This is a genomic window from Alteromonas sp. G4i35, from assembly GCF_054960375.1.
On sequence record NZ_JBHNZD010000026.1, the window covers coordinates 23,754 to 41,506 of the forward strand.

General features: G+C 45.2%; 19 protein-coding genes. 11 read left to right on the forward strand and 8 right to left on the reverse strand.

What is annotated here, in order from left to right; translation table 11 throughout:
* Positions 1–253: 253 nt before the first annotated feature.
* Genes ACFI6L_RS16305 through ACFI6L_RS16325 form a run of 5 tightly spaced genes read left to right on the forward strand, consistent with a single transcriptional unit; the run spans position 254 to position 6,864 of the window.
* Complete coding sequence (locus tag ACFI6L_RS16305) at positions 254–904, forward strand: PilV family protein (protein ID WP_080590400.1); 651 nt, start codon at positions 254–256, stop codon at positions 902–904.
* Complete coding sequence (locus tag ACFI6L_RS16310; protein WP_462556878.1) at positions 901–1,758, forward strand: PilW family protein; 858 nt, start codon at positions 901–903, stop codon at positions 1,756–1,758. The genes ACFI6L_RS16305 and ACFI6L_RS16310 overlap by 4 nt, the downstream gene beginning before the upstream one ends.
* The gene (locus tag ACFI6L_RS16315; RefSeq protein ID WP_014950125.1) at positions 1,755–2,318 is read left to right on the forward strand and encodes a PilX N-terminal domain-containing pilus assembly protein; all 564 of its coding nucleotides are present in this window, start codon (positions 1,755–1,757) and stop codon (positions 2,316–2,318) included. Before ACFI6L_RS16310 ends, ACFI6L_RS16315 begins: the two co-directional genes overlap by 4 nt.
* Before the next feature lie 8 nt (positions 2,319–2,326).
* Entirely contained in the window at positions 2,327–6,397 is a 4,071-nt protein-coding gene (locus ACFI6L_RS16320) for a PilC/PilY family type IV pilus protein (RefSeq protein WP_462556881.1), read from the forward strand.
* Between the two features lie 2 nt (positions 6,398–6,399).
* Positions 6,400–6,864, forward strand: coding sequence for a type IV pilin protein (locus tag ACFI6L_RS16325; RefSeq protein WP_014950123.1), 465 nt, complete (start codon positions 6,400–6,402; stop codon positions 6,862–6,864).
* A gap of 81 nt (positions 6,865–6,945) precedes the next feature.
* Here the strand turns inward: ACFI6L_RS16325 and ACFI6L_RS16330 are convergent, their stop codons facing one another.
* Genes ACFI6L_RS16330 through ACFI6L_RS16345 form a run of 4 tightly spaced genes read right to left on the reverse strand, consistent with a single transcriptional unit; the run spans position 6,946 to position 9,398 of the window.
* The gene (locus ACFI6L_RS16330) at positions 6,946–7,206 is read right to left on the reverse strand and encodes a hypothetical protein (RefSeq protein WP_061486156.1); all 261 of its coding nucleotides are present in this window, start codon (positions 7,204–7,206) and stop codon (positions 6,946–6,948) included.
* Between the two features lie 47 nt (positions 7,207–7,253).
* Positions 7,254–8,225 (reverse strand): hypothetical protein, encoded by a 972-nt coding sequence (locus ACFI6L_RS16335; protein ID WP_462574426.1) that lies wholly within the window; start codon positions 8,223–8,225, stop codon positions 7,254–7,256.
* Positions 8,212–8,850 carry a potassium:proton antiporter gene (locus ACFI6L_RS16340; protein ID WP_462574427.1) on the reverse strand — a complete coding sequence of 213 codons (639 nt, stop codon included), beginning with the start codon at positions 8,848–8,850 and terminating at the stop codon, positions 8,212–8,214. Before ACFI6L_RS16340 ends, ACFI6L_RS16335 begins: the two co-directional genes overlap by 14 nt.
* On the reverse strand, positions 8,844–9,398 hold the full coding sequence (locus tag ACFI6L_RS16345; protein WP_462574428.1) for a prepilin-type N-terminal cleavage/methylation domain-containing protein: 555 nt from the start codon (positions 9,396–9,398) through the stop codon (positions 8,844–8,846). The genes ACFI6L_RS16340 and ACFI6L_RS16345 overlap by 7 nt, the downstream gene beginning before the upstream one ends.
* 78 nt (positions 9,399–9,476) lie before the next feature.
* Between ACFI6L_RS16345 and ACFI6L_RS16350 the strand changes: the two genes are divergently transcribed.
* Entirely contained in the window at positions 9,477–9,869 is a 393-nt protein-coding gene (locus ACFI6L_RS16350; RefSeq protein ID WP_014977002.1) for a type IV pilin protein, read from the forward strand.
* Positions 9,870–9,907: 38 nt separating this feature from the next.
* Here ACFI6L_RS16350 and ACFI6L_RS16355 read toward each other — a convergent pair whose 3' ends face one another.
* The gene (locus ACFI6L_RS16355) at positions 9,908–10,453 is read right to left on the reverse strand and encodes a GspH/FimT family pseudopilin (protein ID WP_039228301.1); all 546 of its coding nucleotides are present in this window, start codon (positions 10,451–10,453) and stop codon (positions 9,908–9,910) included.
* A 413-nt stretch (positions 10,454–10,866) separates the two neighbouring features.
* Between ACFI6L_RS16355 and nadE the strand changes: the two genes are divergently transcribed.
* Together nadE and ACFI6L_RS16365 are read left to right on the forward strand one after the other, a co-directional pair.
* Entirely contained in the window at positions 10,867–11,703 is an 837-nt protein-coding gene (gene nadE, locus ACFI6L_RS16360; protein WP_462556927.1) for an ammonia-dependent NAD(+) synthetase, read from the forward strand.
* A 2-nt stretch (positions 11,704–11,705) separates the two neighbouring features.
* Positions 11,706–12,044 (forward strand): P-II family nitrogen regulator, encoded by a 339-nt coding sequence (locus ACFI6L_RS16365; protein WP_014950115.1) that lies wholly within the window; start codon positions 11,706–11,708, stop codon positions 12,042–12,044.
* Positions 12,045–12,128: 84 nt separating this feature from the next.
* Here ACFI6L_RS16365 and ACFI6L_RS16370 read toward each other — a convergent pair whose 3' ends face one another.
* Both ACFI6L_RS16370 and ygfZ read right to left on the reverse strand, forming a co-directional pair.
* Positions 12,129–12,614: an FKBP-type peptidyl-prolyl cis-trans isomerase gene (locus tag ACFI6L_RS16370; protein ID WP_014950114.1), complete on the reverse strand. Its 486-nt coding sequence runs from the start codon at positions 12,612–12,614 to the stop codon at positions 12,129–12,131.
* Positions 12,615–12,673: 59 nt separating this feature from the next.
* Positions 12,674–13,720 (reverse strand): CAF17-like 4Fe-4S cluster assembly/insertion protein YgfZ, encoded by a 1,047-nt coding sequence (gene ygfZ, locus ACFI6L_RS16375; RefSeq protein ID WP_462556888.1) that lies wholly within the window; start codon positions 13,718–13,720, stop codon positions 12,674–12,676.
* Between the two features lie 187 nt (positions 13,721–13,907).
* On the opposite strand from ygfZ, the gene ACFI6L_RS16380 reads away from it, so the two are divergent.
* The 3 genes from ACFI6L_RS16380 to ACFI6L_RS16390 all read left to right on the forward strand — a co-directional run bounded on the left by ACFI6L_RS16380 (position 13,908) and on the right by ACFI6L_RS16390 (position 15,562).
* Positions 13,908–14,159, forward strand: a complete 252-nt coding sequence (locus ACFI6L_RS16380; protein ID WP_014950112.1) for an FAD assembly factor SdhE — start codon at positions 13,908–13,910, stop codon at positions 14,157–14,159.
* Between the two features lie 121 nt (positions 14,160–14,280).
* Complete coding sequence (locus ACFI6L_RS16385) at positions 14,281–14,676, forward strand: hypothetical protein (protein WP_014950111.1); 396 nt, start codon at positions 14,281–14,283, stop codon at positions 14,674–14,676.
* Positions 14,677–14,689: 13 nt separating this feature from the next.
* The gene (locus ACFI6L_RS16390; RefSeq protein WP_039228294.1) at positions 14,690–15,562 is read left to right on the forward strand and encodes a MaoC family dehydratase; all 873 of its coding nucleotides are present in this window, start codon (positions 14,690–14,692) and stop codon (positions 15,560–15,562) included.
* 312 nt (positions 15,563–15,874) lie between these two features.
* On the opposite strand, the gene nadB is transcribed toward ACFI6L_RS16390, so the two are convergent.
* Positions 15,875–17,560, reverse strand: a complete 1,686-nt coding sequence (gene nadB, locus ACFI6L_RS16395) for an L-aspartate oxidase (RefSeq protein WP_014976996.1) — start codon at positions 17,558–17,560, stop codon at positions 15,875–15,877.
* Between the last annotated feature and the right edge of the window lie 193 nt (positions 17,561–17,753).

Sequence of the window (17,753 nt, forward strand, 5' to 3'; positions counted from 1 at the left end):
TTCGGCTTTAAGGTAGCACCTTTTATGCCGTAAACGTACATTGTAAAGCGGTGTTATAGCACGCTTACCATTTAGAGCCGGTTACTTTAAAGATAAAATGGTTGAACAGTCTGCCTTGTACTTGCTTGCTAGAACAGGTCACAGAAAATTATACGTTTTAATAACCATTGATACCCAGTGTTATACGCTTTTGTCTTACTATACTACATTGGTGATAACACCAATTTGAATGTTAGGTATATGGCAAAAAAAGATGATTGCTGAAAAGGTGATAATGAAGCGAGTGAAGGGAAGTCATATTCGCGCACAACGCGGTGCAGGTCTTATAGAGATCTTAATCACCTTATTTATATTAGCTGTGGGCTTACTGGGTGTTGCTGCGCTCCAGTTTACGGGCTCTTTTGCCAATAAAGACGCAATAAGCCGAACTCAGGCCGAAATGGTGGCAGCACAAGTTGCAGAACGATTGAGAGCCGCCGCTCGCCCAGCAACAGTGGGAGACGGCATGGTAGTCAACAATGCGTACTTCTCTAGCGATACCTATAATTTTGCCACGTTAAGTTGTTCTGGCTCGTCTCATCCTTATCACTGCTATTGTCTGGCAAGGCCGGCAGGGATCCCAAATTGCGAAGGCCAGGCCTGTACTGAAGCACAGATGGCTGAGTACGATGGTTGGGCGCTATCGTGCTCAGCGGTACAAACCAATCCTCAAACTAAAGTGTCGGTATCGTGTGACGACAACAATACGGCAGATATTTACAGCTGTAGTGCAGGTTCTCGTGTAGAAGTGTTGTTGACGTGGCCTGTCGCTTCTTCGGGAAATCAGACCTATACCCTTAATGCGCGATGTAACGAATCTGAAGGTGACAGTAACGCATGTGTGTTTAAGGACATTACATTATGAATGCACGTCGCCACCGCCCACAGCAGGGTTTCTCCCTTGTCGAGTTAATGATTACGTTAACGCTTGGGTTAGTGATATCAGGCGCGATTATTCAAGTGCTCGTCAGTAGTAGCGTGACGAATAAGCTCAATCAGGCCGTGGCTCAAGTACAAGAGTCAGGCCGCTTTATCATGGCTCGCCTCTCTGCAGAATTCTATGAAGTCGGCCGTTATGATCAAATAGTCGCGGATGTGGATACATCCGTTGATATCGTTGCCGAAGCGGCCTATGTGGAAAATCACCCCATCGCTGTAGCAGGGGATTTCACAACCAACGCGACACTAGGCAGTATACAAACCTCTAGTGGCGGCAGTGATAAGCTGGTTGTGAGCCTACTAAGTGACGAAGATTGTACTGGAAACCAGCACGGCTATGGCGGTCTCGAGTTTCACGTTGTTAATCACTACTTTGTAAGCGGCAGTACACTTAAGTGCACGGGATATGATGGTCGGGTACTTCGTGGCCTAAAGGTGCAGACAGTGTCGCCCCTTACCGTAACATTGCTCGATAACGTCGAAAGTTTCCAAGTGCAGTTCGGCGTTTCAAGCAGCATTACCAATTCTCAAGGGCAAGCTGTTTCGTATGTAACCGCAGATGAAATTGAAGATTTAAGGGCGCTTAATCAACAAGTTGTGTCACTGCGCTGGGCGCTAATGCTTAAAAGCTATCAAAATGAAGTGAGACAAACACAGTCTCAGAAATATGCGCTGTTAAACGAGGCATCTAAAACGATGGACACGGCCCATTATTATCAAGTGTTCTCAAAAACGTTGGCACTTCGAAATATGAAAAATTTTGTCAGGAGTTCGCGATGAAACAACAAGGCTTAGTGATGGTATTCGCACTTCTTGTGTTGCTTTCAATCACTGTTTTAGGGGTAAGCGCGGTAACCAGTAGCTTGTCTCAGTCTAAAATGGCAGTGTCTATGCAGCAAAGTGGTTTGGCTTTTGATGCTGCTGAAGCAGCGATCGCGGGCGTTTTCTTTGAATCTGAAGATGAAACCCTCCTTACCGACCCGAATAAGACAGACCCGCTCTCGGAAGCTCGGCAGGGTAACGTGTTTGACCCTGAAGCAGATTCAATGAGCTGTTTCGATGACGGGGAGTGGACTGACAGATACATGACTGAAGGCGGCCTTGCTGTTGGTGACAGACATGTGGTGGATGGCACGTATCAAAGTGAGGCCTCGTCAAAGAGTTGGTCGCGCACTGCGTTTATCAGAGAGCAGGCTTGTCGAGGCTCGAGTAACGTGATTGGTGGAAGCAACGTCAATTGCCATGTATTCATTATCAGAGGATGTGGGAAAGTGGCGGGTAAATCTTCTGTTGTGGCGAACAGCTTGGCTGCCTCTGTATTTGGCCCTGCGTCTCAATAGGTATTAATATGAAGAAACTCTCGACTTACCTTGCCTCAATTACACTATTTAGCTGTATCGGTTTCTCTGCGTTTGGTGACGACCTTGATATTTACCTAGGCAACGCAAATAACGCCGTAACCTATAACCCGAATGTGCTGTTTATCATGGACTCATCGGGAAGTATGGGATCGTACGATAACACCAGCCAAACTCGAATGTTGCGCGTACAGAATGCACTAAAAGAAGCGCTCGGTTCGGCGACCAATATTAACGCAGGTTTGATGCGTTTTTCGGATTACGGTGGCCCAATCCTCTATCCGGTTCGCAATATAGATGAAGCGGTAAGACCTGAAATTATCATTTCAACCAACGACGACGATCACGACGCACATGAAATAGACGGTAGCGTTACCACTGACAGCAATGACCTTGTATTAAGCAGCGGTACCCAAACCGTAACCTCTGGTCTGCGTTTTACCGAGTTAAACATACCTCAAGGCGCGACAATCGTTAATGCCAGTATTAGGTTTACTTCAGAAAAATTCAATGTGGCGGGTACATCCCTTGTTATATCAGCTGAAGCATCGGCATCAAGTACAGCCTTTGCTTCGTCTTCGAACAATTTGAGTGCGCGAACGAAGACCGCGGCTAACGTTGAGTGGGCAACCGACAATAGCTTTCCCGCCTCAGGCGAGGTGATAACCACACCTGACATAAGTGCAGTCATTCAAGAAGTCGTCGATTTATCGGCATGGTGTGGCGGCAAGAACCTTAATATTTTAATAGAAGGCTCTAGCACCGATTCAGCAAGCTCTCGTGAGGTAAGAGCCAGTGACGTAGGCCAAAGTGGTGCGCCACAGTTGGTGGTAACTTATGATGACTCTACCGCTACGGGCTGTGTTCAAGGCGAAGCAATTTATCAAGTAGCCAGTTCACGAGATAACTTGGAAGAAAACGTAAACGGCTACCCGAATACAGGTAGTGAATTGACCTTCCACCCATCTTACAATGATTACATAGGCGTTCGATTTCGCAATGTGAACATTCCTCAAGGGGCTGTAGTAACAGAAGCGTATCTTGAGTTTACTGCTTACAGTACGGTGACCTATGGTAACCCGAGTATGCGTATTAGGGGCGTAGCTGATGATGATGCGTCTGATTTTCATCCAGACCGTCGTAACCGCTTACGAAATTTGCCTAAAACATCGGGTATTACTTGGTCCATGCCTGATTTTTACAACAATTATACCTACCGTACGCCTGACGTGAGCGACATTGTTAAGCAAATTGTGGATCGTTCAGGGTGGCGGTCAGGTAACGATATGGCCTTTGTTCTTGATGATTTTGTGTCGTACCGCGGTGCGCATACGTATAACAACTCGCCATCTAAAGCACCGAAGCTTATTGTGAAGTTTAACGGCTCGGCGACACCTGGCGCTTCAGCAACGGTCCGTGAACATTTGATCAGCAAAATAGATGAGCTAAGCGCCAACGGTCTAACACCTATAGTAGACACATTGTTGGAAGCCGCTAACTATTATGGAGGTAGAGACGTAGATTATGGGCGAAAACGTGGGGAAAGTGACGTTAGCAGCTCTGTGCGAAGAAGTACTCGTGTGAGCCACAGAAGCTCTTATATAGGTGCAGATTCAATTTTGCCTTCGGGCTGCTCGGAAGACAACTTGTCAGACAGCGACTGTATCACTGAGCAGATCCCAACACCGGCAAGTTACATTTCACCGGTGTCTGACCTACAGTGCCAAACAAACAATCACATTGTTTTGTTGTCCGACGGCGAAGCGAACAACAACCACAGTGTTTCGAAAATTCAGACGTTACTTGGTAAAAGCTGTACCGGAAGTAGCGGTGAGAAGTGCGGCCTAGATTTAGTGAGAAATATCAGTGAAGCGTCAACGTCAGTAATAGGCCCAAGGGTTATTACGCACACCATCGGGTTTGCGGCGAACAATAACGCCAACAACTTCCTTAATCAGCTTGCTTTGCAAAGTGGTGGTGGTTTCTATCAGGCAGATAACAGTACGGATTTGCTCGAGGCGTTTAATACTATTTTGCGTTCTGTAAAAGATATTAATGCAACCTTTGTTTCGCCTGGTGTGGCGGTTAACCAACTCAACCGTCTAACGCATAGGGATGAATTATACTTCGCATTGTTTAAGCCGAGCGAAGGGGCGATTTGGCCAGGGAACCTTAAACGTTACCGCTTAAGTGGTGATGAAATTCTCGACAAAAACAGCCTAAATGCAGTGGATAGCGTTACGGGATTCTTCGCTGAAAATGCACACAGCTATTGGTCAACCCTTGCTGACGGTAGCGAGGTGAGTGAAGGTGGAGCAGCCAGTCGCTTGGGCGGGAACCGAAATATATACGTGTTCAATGATACGGGTAGCATTGTAAGAAGTGCCAATGAATTACACGAAAACAATACGAATATAACGAATGCTGATCTTGCCATTCAGGATGAAACTGACGCGAATGCACTAAGAGATGCCATCTTAAAGTGGACTCGAGGCGTGGACGTAAAAGACAGTAACGGCGATGGAAGTACAACTGACTATCGCTCTCAAATGGGCGATCCCATTCACTCTCAGCCTATAATTGTTAACTACGGTACTGACGACTCGGCCATTTTTGTCGCCACCAACCAAGGAATGTTGCATTCATTCGACACTTCAACAGGCGAAGAGAACTTTGCCATCATGCCTAAAACATTGCTGCAGAATCTACATCATTTTTATAAAGACACATCATCGCTAGAGCACAAATATGGCTTAGATGGTGACATGATTCTAAGAACAGTTGGAGACAACAAGTACCTTTATGTTGGTATGCGCAGGGGGGGACGTAACTATTATGTCTTTGATGTGACGCAAAAGACCTCACCCACGCTGAAATTCAAAATTGAAGGCGGGGCGGGGACGCTGGCAAAGTTGGGCCAGACGTGGTCGAGACCAACAATCACTAAAGTGAACATGGGCGGACAAGTTAAAAATGTCATGATTGTTGGCGGTGGCTACGATGACGCACAAGATGATCGTGCTATTCGAGCAAATGATGTCGTTGGCAATGCTGTGTTTATGTTCGACGCTGATACTGGCAGCCTTTTGTGGCATGCAAGTAATGAAGATGCGGATTTAAACTTAACGAATATGACATACAGCGTTCCAGGGCGAATTTCAGTTATTGATAGGGATAACGATGGGTTTGCGGACCATATGTATGTGGCCGATATGGGCGGCCAGTTATTCAGGTTAGACATCTATAATGGAAATTCAGGTACGAATTTTATAAAAGGCGCGCGCATTGCCGACTTCGGTGGCGACACAGCAGAAACCAACCGACATTTCTACTATGGGCCAGACGTAACAGAGATAGCGCTAGGCGATGAGTTGTATTATGGCATAGCCCTTGGCAGTGGATGGCGTGCATCTCCGCTAGATACCGTAGTTGAAGACAACTTTTATATGCTTAAAGACAGCGGCGTATTTAACCGTGATGTAAATGGGAATTACACATTTATGCAAACGGTTTATGAGAGTGGAATGTACAACGCCACGAGTCATGCCTTAAATAGTAGTGACGAGGGGGAGCGCGAGTTGGCTTCACAGGACTTTGCTAACAAGGCTGGGTGGTATTTGAATTTAACCACTAACGGTGAAAAGGTACTGTCTTCTCCGCTAATTATCGATTACAAGGTGTTCTTTACGACCTATGTTCCGGCGGTGAGTAGTACCAGTGCATGTGCTCCGCCCACGGGTAATAGTCGCGCTTATTTAGTCAGTATGTTTAATGGCAACGCCGTCACAGATGTAAATAATGACGGAGAAGTTAACGACGCTGACCGTTCAGCAGAATTAAAACAAACTGGCATCGCACCAGAGACCAAAATTCTTATAGAAGATATTGTGAGCCCAGTGGTTTGCTTGGGTACTGAATGTGTCTCAGCAGTGATTGACGTTGATGAAGATGGCAACGACGAGGCATGTACTAACGCATTTGAGTGTTTAGCTGAAAATATTTACGGAAGATTCGAGCGAATTCAGCGTGGTAGTTGGCACTCAGAAACAGAGAGGGAATAATTGTGAAGCATAAAAAAACAGAGAGCGGATTTTCATTAATTGAGCTGATGATAGTTGTGGCGATAGTGGGCATTATTGCCGCCATTGCATACCCTTCTTACCAAGGTGTTATTGCCGATGGATACCGCGGCACAGGGCAGGCTGACTTGTTGGGGTTCGCATCTGCAATGGAACGTCATCACAGTGGTTCTTTCAGTTATGAAGGTGCGGCAAGTGGTGGCGCAAACACCGGCGCGCCAGCCGTTTTTTCTACTTATTCTCCGTCTTCTGAGCCCCAAGCAAATCGCCGTTATAATTTAACTATACAAGCGGCCAGCGCAACAGCTTATGAGTTGAGGGCAACGCCAGTCAGCGGTACAGGTCAAGCATCAGATGGCACGTTGTTTTACTTCAGTGATGGGAGAAAGGGTTGGGATAAAAATAACAATGGATCCCTTGAGTCCGATGAATATTGCTGGTCATGTTAATTATTAATACTGGTAGATATTCGTAAACCGATTAATGCCACAGGTCGTTTTGACGCCTTAAAAAAACGTAGCGTTGATGTGCTATTGGGCGGAAATTACCAGTAATGACGGTTCACCAAATATTGCGATGTCATCCCAACGTTGGTCAACCGGGTCGTTAACCAGGGCGAGTCGAACCGAATTCAATGAGCCATTGTGCTCAGCGTTTTCATCCAAAGTCACTTGAAAGAGAAGCCTAGAGTCAATGCGAGTGGCAAGTAGATAGGTGGTAGTGCTTGTTAAAATAAGCAGTGCCAGCAACACTTCAATTAAAATACTTCCTGTATTTTTCAATTTAGGCATCTTTGAGGATCCTTTATTTCTGGTTTTTCGTTTACCTAATATTCAGCTCAATCGTTTGTTGAGTTATTCCTATACCATGAACCGGGGATAGGGATAATTTTAGCGAGTGTAGTGTGCGATTGAAGGTTTTTTAGCACCGTGGTGGACGGTGTTAATGACCCATCAAGACTCGTGTTCAAGGGGTGGTTGGAAACGTAAGCGCCTTTTATAGATGCCTCAGGCGAAACATGCAAAGTGTGCGTATATGGCGTGGTGGAAAGCATAACTATCAAACCATGGAATTGCGTATCGGCGTGAAGTGAAAGGTCGCCATCCACTATAAGTAGCAATAAAGGCTGGTTTTCGTCTGAGTGTGCAATATCTTCGTTATCCAATTGGCAATCTCCCTCTATCCAGAAAATACTGGCAGGCGGAAGGTCCACACAATCCTGTTTGGCAACGCTTTGAGGAAAATACGTCGCACTCAGGTGCTCTATGCTTCGATTAAAAAGCCATTCGGTAAGCTGATTGTCCCATGATAATTGTTGAGTTGAAGTAGGTAGCCTTAACAGTGACGGATAGCGCAGAAATTTAGCTGTAAAAATCGTATTACTTTCGTCTTGGGAAACCCGCACGTCAAAGTGTTGTAAAGACTGCTGTTCTTCACCAACTAAATCGGTCTGCTCAATAAGTATCGTTGCATTGGATGTGTCTATCCTATTCAACGTTTGCGAGGCCGAATGACTTCGTAACAACGTGGCGATTTCTTTGACTTGCTGCATGTGTGTAACATGCGCCTTCTCGGTATCCCGCTTTGTCTTTTCAATCGTATAAAATTGTTGAACCTGCTGTGATGTACTTATAGCTGAGAAGGTAATAGCGCTTAATAATATGGCCACAATTCCCAACACGGCGATGCCTTGCTGAAAACGAAGCGGTGCAGTAGGGCGTGTAGGTACAATCCCTACATTGCTTGTTTTGAACTCAGTTTTTCTGTTGCCTCTTTGAGGCCACTGCATTTCGGTATTAATAGTAGGCATTGACAGCCTCTACTATGAACGTCCTGGCGCTTTTGACGGTAGGATCAACTTTACTGTGCAACTCTATTTCAATTTCATAGGCACTTCCCCAGCTACTGCTGTGCCTTCGGTTAACCGTGAATTTGGTGGCAACGGTAGTTTGCGTATCGGTTAAGTCGTACCAACCGCTTTGTATACAGGAATGTCCCGCTACTCGGTACTCGATGGCATTGTCGTGCAATCGGTATCCAAAAAACTCCCCCTGAGCCTGCGATACCACGCCGTCCTTGTTCTTATCATAAGAAAAGGTAACACAGCTATTTTCAGGTTCATTTGCGCGGTGGCCAGTGGTTACTTCGGATACCGTATTTTCGATTGTGGTCGCACCGAAAGGTGATAGGGTGTTAGGGGAGTAAACAAAACCCGCTTTGCTTAGGTGTTGTGTAATTGTACTTTGTAGCGCACGTATGTCGTCTTCTACGCTGGTAGCGTGTTGAATTGATGAGTGTGCAATGTGCGACCGCGCCGCTTGAGTTGCAACGGCTGAAATCACTATACTTGCCAAGCCACAGGCCACCAGTAGTTCGGTGAGACTATATCCACAATACGGCTTGATTGCGCCACGACGCATTACATGTTTTAGCATGGCGCTATTCCAGAAATAGACTGAACGCTACATAGCTTTATTCGCCCCAATGTATTAATAACTAACTTTGCCCTGAAGCGCTGGCTTGAAAGCGTTAGCGTCGTATTACTCGCAAAATTGAGGGTACCGTTTTTATTGAACGCGACAATCTTGTCCTCATTATTGGTTGTGCTCAATTCTGTATTCCACCGCGAAGGCAGTGACAAGAAACTCGACTCAGTCAAGGCACAGCTTGGGCGGGTGGCGCAAGAGCACGAGTCTTCCTCGCTCACGAGTACACAGCTATCGTGTTCAATTTGCGCAATCAGGAACATGTTCTTTTTGTTTATTAGTGCTTTCATTCTCGCCTGTTTTGCGAGTGAGGCTATTCCGGTGGCAGCATGTTTAAAGGCATTTCGCTCATTCCATGCATCAAATGAAGGAATAGCAATTAACGATAGGAGACTGATTACTGCCAGTACAACTAGCATTTCTAAAAGCGTAAACCCATTCAATCTCCGTTGTGGAATGCTTAGCTTGTTGTTGGATGTGTATGCGTGAAAAGCCATGCGTAAGTCCAGTTACCCTGCTTAATTCATATTGGTAATCTCAATGTACTGAAATTCAATTAGAGAGATAGCTGTACCATGGAAGGGAATTATAAAGCGTACATACAACATCATCTGACTGAAGGGTTTTCGCTTGTAGAAATACTGGTTGCAACGGCTATAGCAGGCATATTGTGCGTTGCGACTACGTCGGCAATTACCGCTAGCAAACAACTAAGTCAGCTCAACAAGGTCAAAGCGTACCTTCTTTCTGCCCAAGCAATTCAGTCGCGAAGTTGGCTACTCACAGGCGAGTACGTAACGCACGATGCGTTGCCACCCTCTGGAATAGCCAGCGTACGCATCTCACAAACCATCAGCGACACGGGAATGTATGAAATTAGTGCTACACTGACGTCCAGAGCATCTACGGACAGCTGTAGAGTAATAAAAATACGTGAAGACGCACTGACGCCCACAGAATGTTGGTAAGAAAATGCTCGAAACTTAACGATACGAAAAGTGAACGGTTAGCTACAGCTTAACTCATTACCTTCTAAGTCTTCTTTTTTGCCGTTGTCATCACTGTCTACGGCAACAGATATTCTTCCGTAAAGCGATAATAAAAGTGCTGATGCATAGTTTGCATCGTTGTTATTGGGACATAAGGTGATGGTTGCGGCGCGGTCTATTCCGCCTTGCTCGTCGAAGATAAGGCTGCCGGTTATTCCGGAGATGGTATTGGCATTACTAAGTGGATCGCTTGCTACAATTAAGACCTCATTGTTATCCCGGCCGCCGTTTCCATTTGCATCTATAAACACCATTTTTGCATTGCGCCAACTCGACGTGCAGGCTGTATAGTTTTGCGTAGGGCACAGCACTACGTTGGTTTGTTCGTCTACCGCAGAAAAGCGAGCGCGTTGAACCACTGCACTTAAATTGTTTAAGTCAGAGGTAATTCTATTTTTGATTACGATATTTTGAATGCCAGGCGCAACTGTGGTGAGAATAATGGCAAGAATAGCGACGGCAACAAGCATTTCTAGAAGGGTTAATCCTTGCTGTCTCGACATTATGGATAGTCGTGCTGTAAGCCTAGTGTTTGTCATAAACGGTATTCGATTCCACGCGTTGCTATAAAGAGAAACAGGCGGGTTTGCTTTTGCGCCGCCTTTCTCCAATGTAATGTTGTAGCGCCATAATTTTACGCTACTTACTCATATTTTAGGGTAAACTAATTTGAGTTGGCAAAGGTATGTTTTACCGCGCAACCGCATATTTGGCCATACGCCTTACGTTTAATGGCTTGTCGTTCTGCTGTGCTTGAATCTCAACTTAATAATAAATAAATTGCTGACCTTAAGTGCTGCACAACTGCAATACCAGAAGAGTAAATCCAAATAGATGCGCGGATACCACTAACATCTGCGGTCAGATTGTCGTAGAATCAAGTTCCAGGACGCCCCAAAAATACGTGGATATAATGATGCAAAAACAAGCAGTTATTGATGAAATGAAAGTGCTGCCTGAAATTGACGTAGAGTACGAAGTCGCACGTCGAGTCTCGTTCATAAAAAAGCAGTTACTTACTTCTGGTTTAAATTCGCTGGTACTGGGTATTAGTGGCGGCATTGATTCATGCACATTGGGTCGGTTAGCTCAATTAGCAGTAAATGAATTAAACGATGAGCACCACGAAAAATACCAATTTATCGCGGTTCGTTTACCTTATGATACCCAAGCCGATGAAGACGATGCACAGAAATCTATCGACTTTATCCAGCCCTCTCATTCTCTTGCAGTGAATGTAAAACCTGGCGCAGATGCTATTCATGCGTCTACTTCACAAGCGCTTGCCAGTGCTAACCTTCTTCCCGACAATGAAGCGAAACAAGACTTTGTGAAAGGAAATGTTAAAGCACGTACCCGTATGGTTATCCAGTATGAAATTGCTGGGATGGTTGATGGCCTCGTTTTGGGTACCGATCATTCGGCTGAAAATATTACAGGGTTTTATACCAAGTATGGTGATGGTGCATGTGACCTTGCGCCGTTGTTTGGTCTCAGTAAGCGCCAAGTACGTGCAGTGGCAGCCCATTTGGGTGCACCACATAACGTCATCACTAAAGTGCCAACTGCTGACTTGGAAAGCCTGTCTCCGCAAAAAGCCGATGAGCAAGCATTGGGCATGTCTTACGACCAAATTGATGACTTTTTGGAAGGAAAGCCAGTTTCTGCGGAAGTGGAAGAGAAATTGCTCTATATTTATGAGCGTACACAGCATAAACGTGTGCCAATTCCAACAATTTACGATGAGTTGTAGTCATGAAAAAAATTGAAGCTATCATTAAACCGTTCAAAATGGACGATGTTAGGGAAGCGCTAGCTGAAGTCGGTATCGCAGGGATGACAGTGTCAGAAGTGAAAGGGTTTGGTCGTCAAAAAGGCCATACTGAACTTTATCGCGGTGCTGAGTACCAAGTTGACTTCCTACCCAAGATCAAAATTGAGCTTGTATTGGACGATGACCGCGTTGAGCAAGCGGTTGAAGCTATTCAAACGTCAGCTAAGACAGGCAAAATTGGCGACGGGAAAATCTTCGTTTACAACGTTGAGACCGCCGTACGAATTCGTACCGGTGAACAAAACGAAGACGCGATTTAATTAAATGGTGTTTATTAAAAAAAGGAGCCAATGGCTCCTTTTTTAATATATTAAGTATTTATTAAAGCTTAATAGCAACGTGACTTAGTGGTCGTGACCACAACCGCCTTCACTGTGCACATGACCGTGCTCAAGCTCTTCTTTCGTTGCTTCTCGTACGTCAACAACAGTCACGTCAAAAGTTAGCGGAATACCGGCAAGAGGGTGGTTACCGTCAACAACAACCTCTTCGTCAGTTGTTTCAATGATAATGACCGATTGCTCACCTTGTGGCGTAGTTGCGCGGAAAGACATACCCACTTCAACATCCATACCGTCAAACATTGAGCGTGGTACAGTTTGTACAAGTTCGTCAGCACGTTCACCGTATGCTTTTTCAGGGTTTACTGAAACGTTGAAGCTATCTTCCTTCGATTTACCAATAAGTGCATCTTCTAGTCCTTCAATTAAGAAGCGACGGCCTAGTAGTACTACTAGTGGCGATTTCCCTTCTGAAGAGTCTAGCGTTGTGCCGTCTTCGGTAGATACGGTGTAGTGTAGCGTTACAACGCTGTCAGAAGTAATTGTCATAACAAATCCTATCTTGGCCCTTTAATAAAGGGCAATAAATGTAATGCAGTAAAAACTGCTTATCGACGTTTTTTCACAATATTGCTAGCTTTCTGCTCAATACTGTACGGCAAAGTATTAGGGTAACAGGTAATGGCGTTATTATCAGCCAATCTGTGTAAATCTTCGCTGGTGGTATCGTTGTTGAGCACTGCGATAAACCAGGTTTCATTATCAAGCGATGCAACATTGAGTATTTTGCCCGCTATACGCCAATTTTCGCCCAACTGCTTTTCTAATGCATCGCCAGGTTTAATATTTACGTTACCTTCAAGCTTAAAGCTGTAGGCGGCGCGTTTGTTTTTACCCAGAAAGCGGGTTCGCGCAACCACCTCTTGCCCCATATAGCAGCCTTTATCAAAGTCGATACCGTTGAGCGCCTGCACATTAATCATCTGGGGCACGTATTCCGCCACTGCGTCGCCTTGCACTAAAGCGTGTACGCTTTGAATTTGTATAGCGTCAAACACGGTTTGGGGATAGCAAGAAAGGGTTTGCGCCTCTATTAACGAATTTATTTGCTTTGTGCCATTATCATCTAAAAGAACAATAATTCCTTTGCAGCTAGTATTGGCAAAATAGGCGACGCCGTGTTCGCTCTCGACCTTTTCAAGAGAACCATTGTCAGGAGTATCGCTCTCAAGAAGGCGTTCCACTTCGTTTTCGGAGAAAAGCTGGCTTAACGCTGCCCTTACTTCGTTAGTTTTCACTGCATCAAGCGAAATAAAATAAGCGCTGTATGTTTGTGTGTCGTCGAGAATATCAACCTTAGAGAACACACCATACTTATTAAGCTGTGCTAATGAATGACTACCCGCATCTTCATTGGTAACCAACAATAATTTGTTTTGGTGGCGAGTTACGTACCCGGTAGACCACGTTTTGCCTTTATTATCACAATGGGCGAAATGCCTGGCAGTATTCTCGGTTAGCTTATTAATGTTGACCGTAATTTGCCCTTGCAGGTAACTGTCGGCCTGTTCTCCTTCCAAAGAAATTATCATGGCATTTGAAAGCTCGACCACAAATTCACTTGGAAGACTTTGTAATGATGCGATAGATGTCATATTCACCACTGTAAAATTCGCTGTATGTACTCAAGGTATGGTAAAACCATCAATATTCAAGGGCAATACATGGGAATGTGCGCAGATTAAGTTCTATTTAGTTTGCCTATCTGACCAAAAGAGCAGTGATCCCCACGCATAGGGCATGGTATTATTGTTAACGAATAAAAAACGGTATGAAAGACATATGTTTGAACCAAAAAGATTAGCGCGATTAAAGTGGGCGTGTCGCAGAGGCATGCTAGAATTAGACGTACTTTTACTTCCTTTCGTGGAAGAAGCCTTCGATTCTTTAAGTTATGAAGATCAAGAAACATTTGAACGTTTACTTACCAGTGATGACCCTGATTTGTTTGCATGGATCATGGGACACCAAAAGTGCGAAGACCCTGAACTAGCCGCCATGGTGGCGACTATCGTCAACCGTGTCAAAGTATAGAATTTGCATTACGCACAATAGGTTTAGAAGGTTATTTGGGGAAGTATGCGTTGCTGTTTGTCTTTTCGCAGCATTGTGCAGCCTTCCTCAATACTTGTGGTCTTGGCTGAGCTTCTCAAAATTGATAGCGCTTGTTGCTGTTGCAACCACGTTAGTTATTTTCTGGCGTCTTTATGACGCGTTTAGTAACAAAATTTCTGCTACTCAATACGCTCTCTCTTTGACCAGCGATGGTATTATCCGGGTTGTTGACGACAGCACGCTCCCACTGGATTTGCAAAGCATGCCAAAAGGTAGCTTGTTAGTTGATGCTCAGGTCGACGGCACATCAATGAACATTCATCATTCTTCCCAGCTCTTTACTTGGGGGCTGTGTATCAATGTGCTGCGCCAAAAACGCAGATGGTTTGAAAAAGATCATAGCCATCTCGCTTGGATCTTAAAAGGTGAGTGCTGCGAAGCAGACTATCGCCGGTTGGCTAGAGCCATTATCTTGGCCCGAAAAGCAACGCCTTAAAGGAATTAAAAAGATGTTTCGTGAGTATACCAAAGCGTTATTTAAACGCGTTGACGCCAGGCAGCTTATGCAGTTTAAACCGCCTACGTTGCCTCAGCGCATCTATACCAAAACGCTCAATGTCGACAATGTGCACTACGCTTCTTTTTGTCAGGAAGTTGACTGGCCGGCAAATGAGCATGTCCATCCACTTTATTTGCAGATGCTTTCCTTACCATTGCAAATGCAGTGTTTGCTGGACAAACAAAGCCCATTTCCATTGCTTGGCCTTATCCACGCCGCTAACAAAGTATCGGTAATAGACCATTGCGATTTAAGCGAACCCTTTGAATGTCGCGTGCGCTTTCACGATGTGAGACCGCATAACCGAGGTTGGGAAGTAGATGTAATGTTAGAGGCGCTGCAGGCAGGGAACCTGGTTTACAGGGCGATAAGTAGTTACTTAGTGAAGGTGAAAGCCGTTCATGTAGCTCCACTTGGTGCAAAAAATGACTTACATGACGATTGTGAATTAGAGAATAGGGCGCTCATTGGCGAAATTAGTGCTTCGGCTAATACAGGTCGCCGCTATGCAAAGCTTTCTGGCGATTATAACCCAATCCACTTGTCTGCAATATCTGCCAAAGCATTTGGGTTTAAACAGCCTATAGCGCACGGCATGTGGACATTGTCACGCGCTGTGTCGGCGTTTGTAAGTCATCAAGACTTCAGACAATCTATGAGCGTAAAAGAAGTAAATTGCCGCTTTAGAAAACCCGTGTTTTTGCCCTGTGACATTCATATTCAACAACACTGTAAAACAGATAATAGTGTGCTAATAGACGTTACCGATAGTAATGACAGCCTTGTGCACTTATCGGCTAGTTTAGTGTTTAATCAGGCCTGAATTAATGTTTAATCAGGTGCAGATTAGCAAAAGATAAGCGGGAGATAACCTAAAGTTAATACCAATCTGCATAGATCATTGCTCACTCAGAAGGCGCTGGCAAGTTTCCTAGTAAAGCGTCTGAACTTGAAAGGGAACAGACTGGTATAATACTGTGGACGGTGAAAAGAGAGCATGCTGTGATGCTCTCTTTTTGTTTGACGTGTTTTATTGAGCGCTAAATGATGCTGTGTGAATGTATTGTCCAGTTATTAAAGAAGGCGCATTAACATTAGCGCCTTCTTTAGACTGATACAAATCTTACTTTATGCACTAGTCGGCATCGGCGAAGCTGTCTTGAGTAATTAGCGAGCCAACGTCGGCGCCTGACAGCTGTTTTCTGGGAATAAGTATTGTAGGAACGGGGTTGTCTAACTGTTCAGGGTAGTCCAAATTAAAGTGTAACCCTCTGCTTTCCTTTCGCTCCATCGCGCATCGCACAATGAGTTCTGCAACCGTAACAAGGTTTCGAAGCTCTAGCAGGTTGTTACTTACCCTGAAGTGTGAGTAATACTCAGTAATCTCTTGCTCTAATAGCTTAATGCGGCGCATGGCCCGTTCAAGGCGCTTATCAGTGCGTACAATACCTACGTAATCCCACATAAACAGCCTAAGTTCGTGCCAGTTATGTTGAATGATGACTTCTTCGTCAGAGTTAGACACTTGGCTCTCATCCCAAGGCGCAATAGACTCTTCACAGTCTGCACTGGGAAGATTTTTAATAATATCTTCCGCTGCAGCGCTGGCAAAAACCACACACTCAAGTAAAGAGTTAGATGCCATGCGGTTGGCGCCATGCAGACCTGTGTAGGCCACTTCACCGATTGCGTATACATTATTCAAGTCGGTTTTGGCATTAAAGTCGGTCATCACTCCGCCACAGCTGTAGTGCGCAGCGGGCACAACTGGGATAGGTTCACGGGTTATATCGATACCAAGCGAGCGGCACTTTCGATATATATTAGGGAAGTGCTTAACGATAAAGTCAGCAGGCTTATGACTGATATCCAGATACATGCAGTCAGCGCCCAATCGCTTCATTTCATAGTCGATTGCGCGAGCGACTACGTCGCGCGGCGCAAGATCGCCACGCTCATCAAATTTGTGCATAAAGCGGGTACCGTCGGCGTGGCAGAGGTTTGCGCCTTCGCCGCGCAGCGCTTCTGTAATCAAAAAGTTACGTGCCTGCGGGTGGAATAAGCAAGTCGGATGAAATTGATTGAATTCCATATTGGCCACGCGACAACCCGCTCGCCATGCCATGGCAATGCCGTCACCGCTCGACACATCGGGGTTCGATGTATACTGGTATACCTTGCTACCACCGCCAGTCGCTAGCGCAACGAAAGGGGCGCGAATTACTTCAACGTGCTCTTGTTGTCTATTCCAGACATAAGCACCCACCACGCTGTTCTTTTCTTCCTTTGAAGGAATGAGATCAATGGCGTTATAGCGCTCAAATATGTGAATGTTTGGATGGGTCGATACCGCGTCGTTTAATGTAATTTGAAGCGCTTCGCCTGTAGCATCTGCAGCGTGAAGAATTCGCCGGTGGCTGTGTCCGCCCTCACGGGTAAGGTGAAAGCGCTCCTCACCAGATTCACTTTTTTCTGTATCAAACGGTACACCGTAACTGATAAGCCACTCAAGTGACGCCTTTGCTCGTTCTGCAGTAAATCTTACGGCTGGCTCTTCGCAAAGCCCAGCACCTGCAGCAAGCGTGTCTTTTACGTGTGCGTCTATGGAGTCTTGTTCATCGAATACTGCGGCAATACCACCTTGTGCATAGCGGGTAGAGCCTTCATTGCGGTCACTTTTACTAAGTACAATAACCTGACAATGGTCGGCAAGCTTAAGCGCTAAGCTCAATCCTGCCGCGCCACTCCCAATAATCAATACGTCACAACGGTGTTCTATTGCATTTGATGTGGAAGTTAGTGAAGACGATACAGATTTCATGTATTTTTATATCAATTCAAACGAGCAAAGGTTCGGCAAGTCTAAAGGATGAGTAGCAAAACACAATCATTCTTGCCCCCTGGCCTAAGCATTTTTTAAAATATTTAATGCTTTTACAGAACTTTTGTAAAAAGAACGCGTCTATACACATGCTTGTTAGAGCTATTGTGTAGTTGAAGTAGGGAGTAATGGC

Coding starts and splice junctions, on each gene's coding strand:
- ACFI6L_RS16370 (WP_014950114.1), bottom strand. CDS start 12,614: ATGACAATTACTTCTGACAGCGTTGTAACGCTACACTACACCGTATCT.
- ACFI6L_RS16340 (WP_462574427.1), bottom strand. CDS start 8,850: ATGCTAAAACATGTAATGCGTCGTGGCGCAATCAAGCCGTATTGTGGA.
- ACFI6L_RS16380 (WP_014950112.1), top strand. CDS start 13,908: ATGTTTGAACCAAAAAGATTAGCGCGATTAAAGTGGGCGTGTCGCAGA.
- nadE (WP_462556927.1), top strand. CDS start 10,867: ATGCAAAAACAAGCAGTTATTGATGAAATGAAAGTGCTGCCTGAAATT.
- nadB (WP_014976996.1), bottom strand. CDS start 17,560: ATGAAATCTGTATCGTCTTCACTAACTTCCACATCAAATGCAATAGAA.
- ACFI6L_RS16345 (WP_462574428.1), bottom strand. CDS start 9,398: ATGGCTTTTCACGCATACACATCCAACAACAAGCTAAGCATTCCACAA.
- ACFI6L_RS16365 (WP_014950115.1), top strand. CDS start 11,706: ATGAAAAAAATTGAAGCTATCATTAAACCGTTCAAAATGGACGATGTT.
- ACFI6L_RS16320 (WP_462556881.1), top strand. CDS start 2,327: ATGAAGAAACTCTCGACTTACCTTGCCTCAATTACACTATTTAGCTGT.
- ACFI6L_RS16305 (WP_080590400.1), top strand. CDS start 254: ATGATTGCTGAAAAGGTGATAATGAAGCGAGTGAAGGGAAGTCATATT.
- ACFI6L_RS16315 (WP_014950125.1), top strand. CDS start 1,755: ATGAAACAACAAGGCTTAGTGATGGTATTCGCACTTCTTGTGTTGCTT.
- ACFI6L_RS16330 (WP_061486156.1), bottom strand. CDS start 7,206: ATGCCTAAATTGAAAAATACAGGAAGTATTTTAATTGAAGTGTTGCTG.
- ACFI6L_RS16350 (WP_014977002.1), top strand. CDS start 9,477: ATGGAAGGGAATTATAAAGCGTACATACAACATCATCTGACTGAAGGG.
- ACFI6L_RS16390 (WP_039228294.1), top strand. CDS start 14,690: ATGTTTCGTGAGTATACCAAAGCGTTATTTAAACGCGTTGACGCCAGG.
- ygfZ (WP_462556888.1), bottom strand. CDS start 13,720: ATGACATCTATCGCATCATTACAAAGTCTTCCAAGTGAATTTGTGGTC.
- ACFI6L_RS16335 (WP_462574426.1), bottom strand. CDS start 8,225: ATGCCTACTATTAATACCGAAATGCAGTGGCCTCAAAGAGGCAACAGA.
- ACFI6L_RS16355 (WP_039228301.1), bottom strand. CDS start 10,453: ATGTCGAGACAGCAAGGATTAACCCTTCTAGAAATGCTTGTTGCCGTC.
- ACFI6L_RS16310 (WP_462556878.1), top strand. CDS start 901: ATGAATGCACGTCGCCACCGCCCACAGCAGGGTTTCTCCCTTGTCGAG.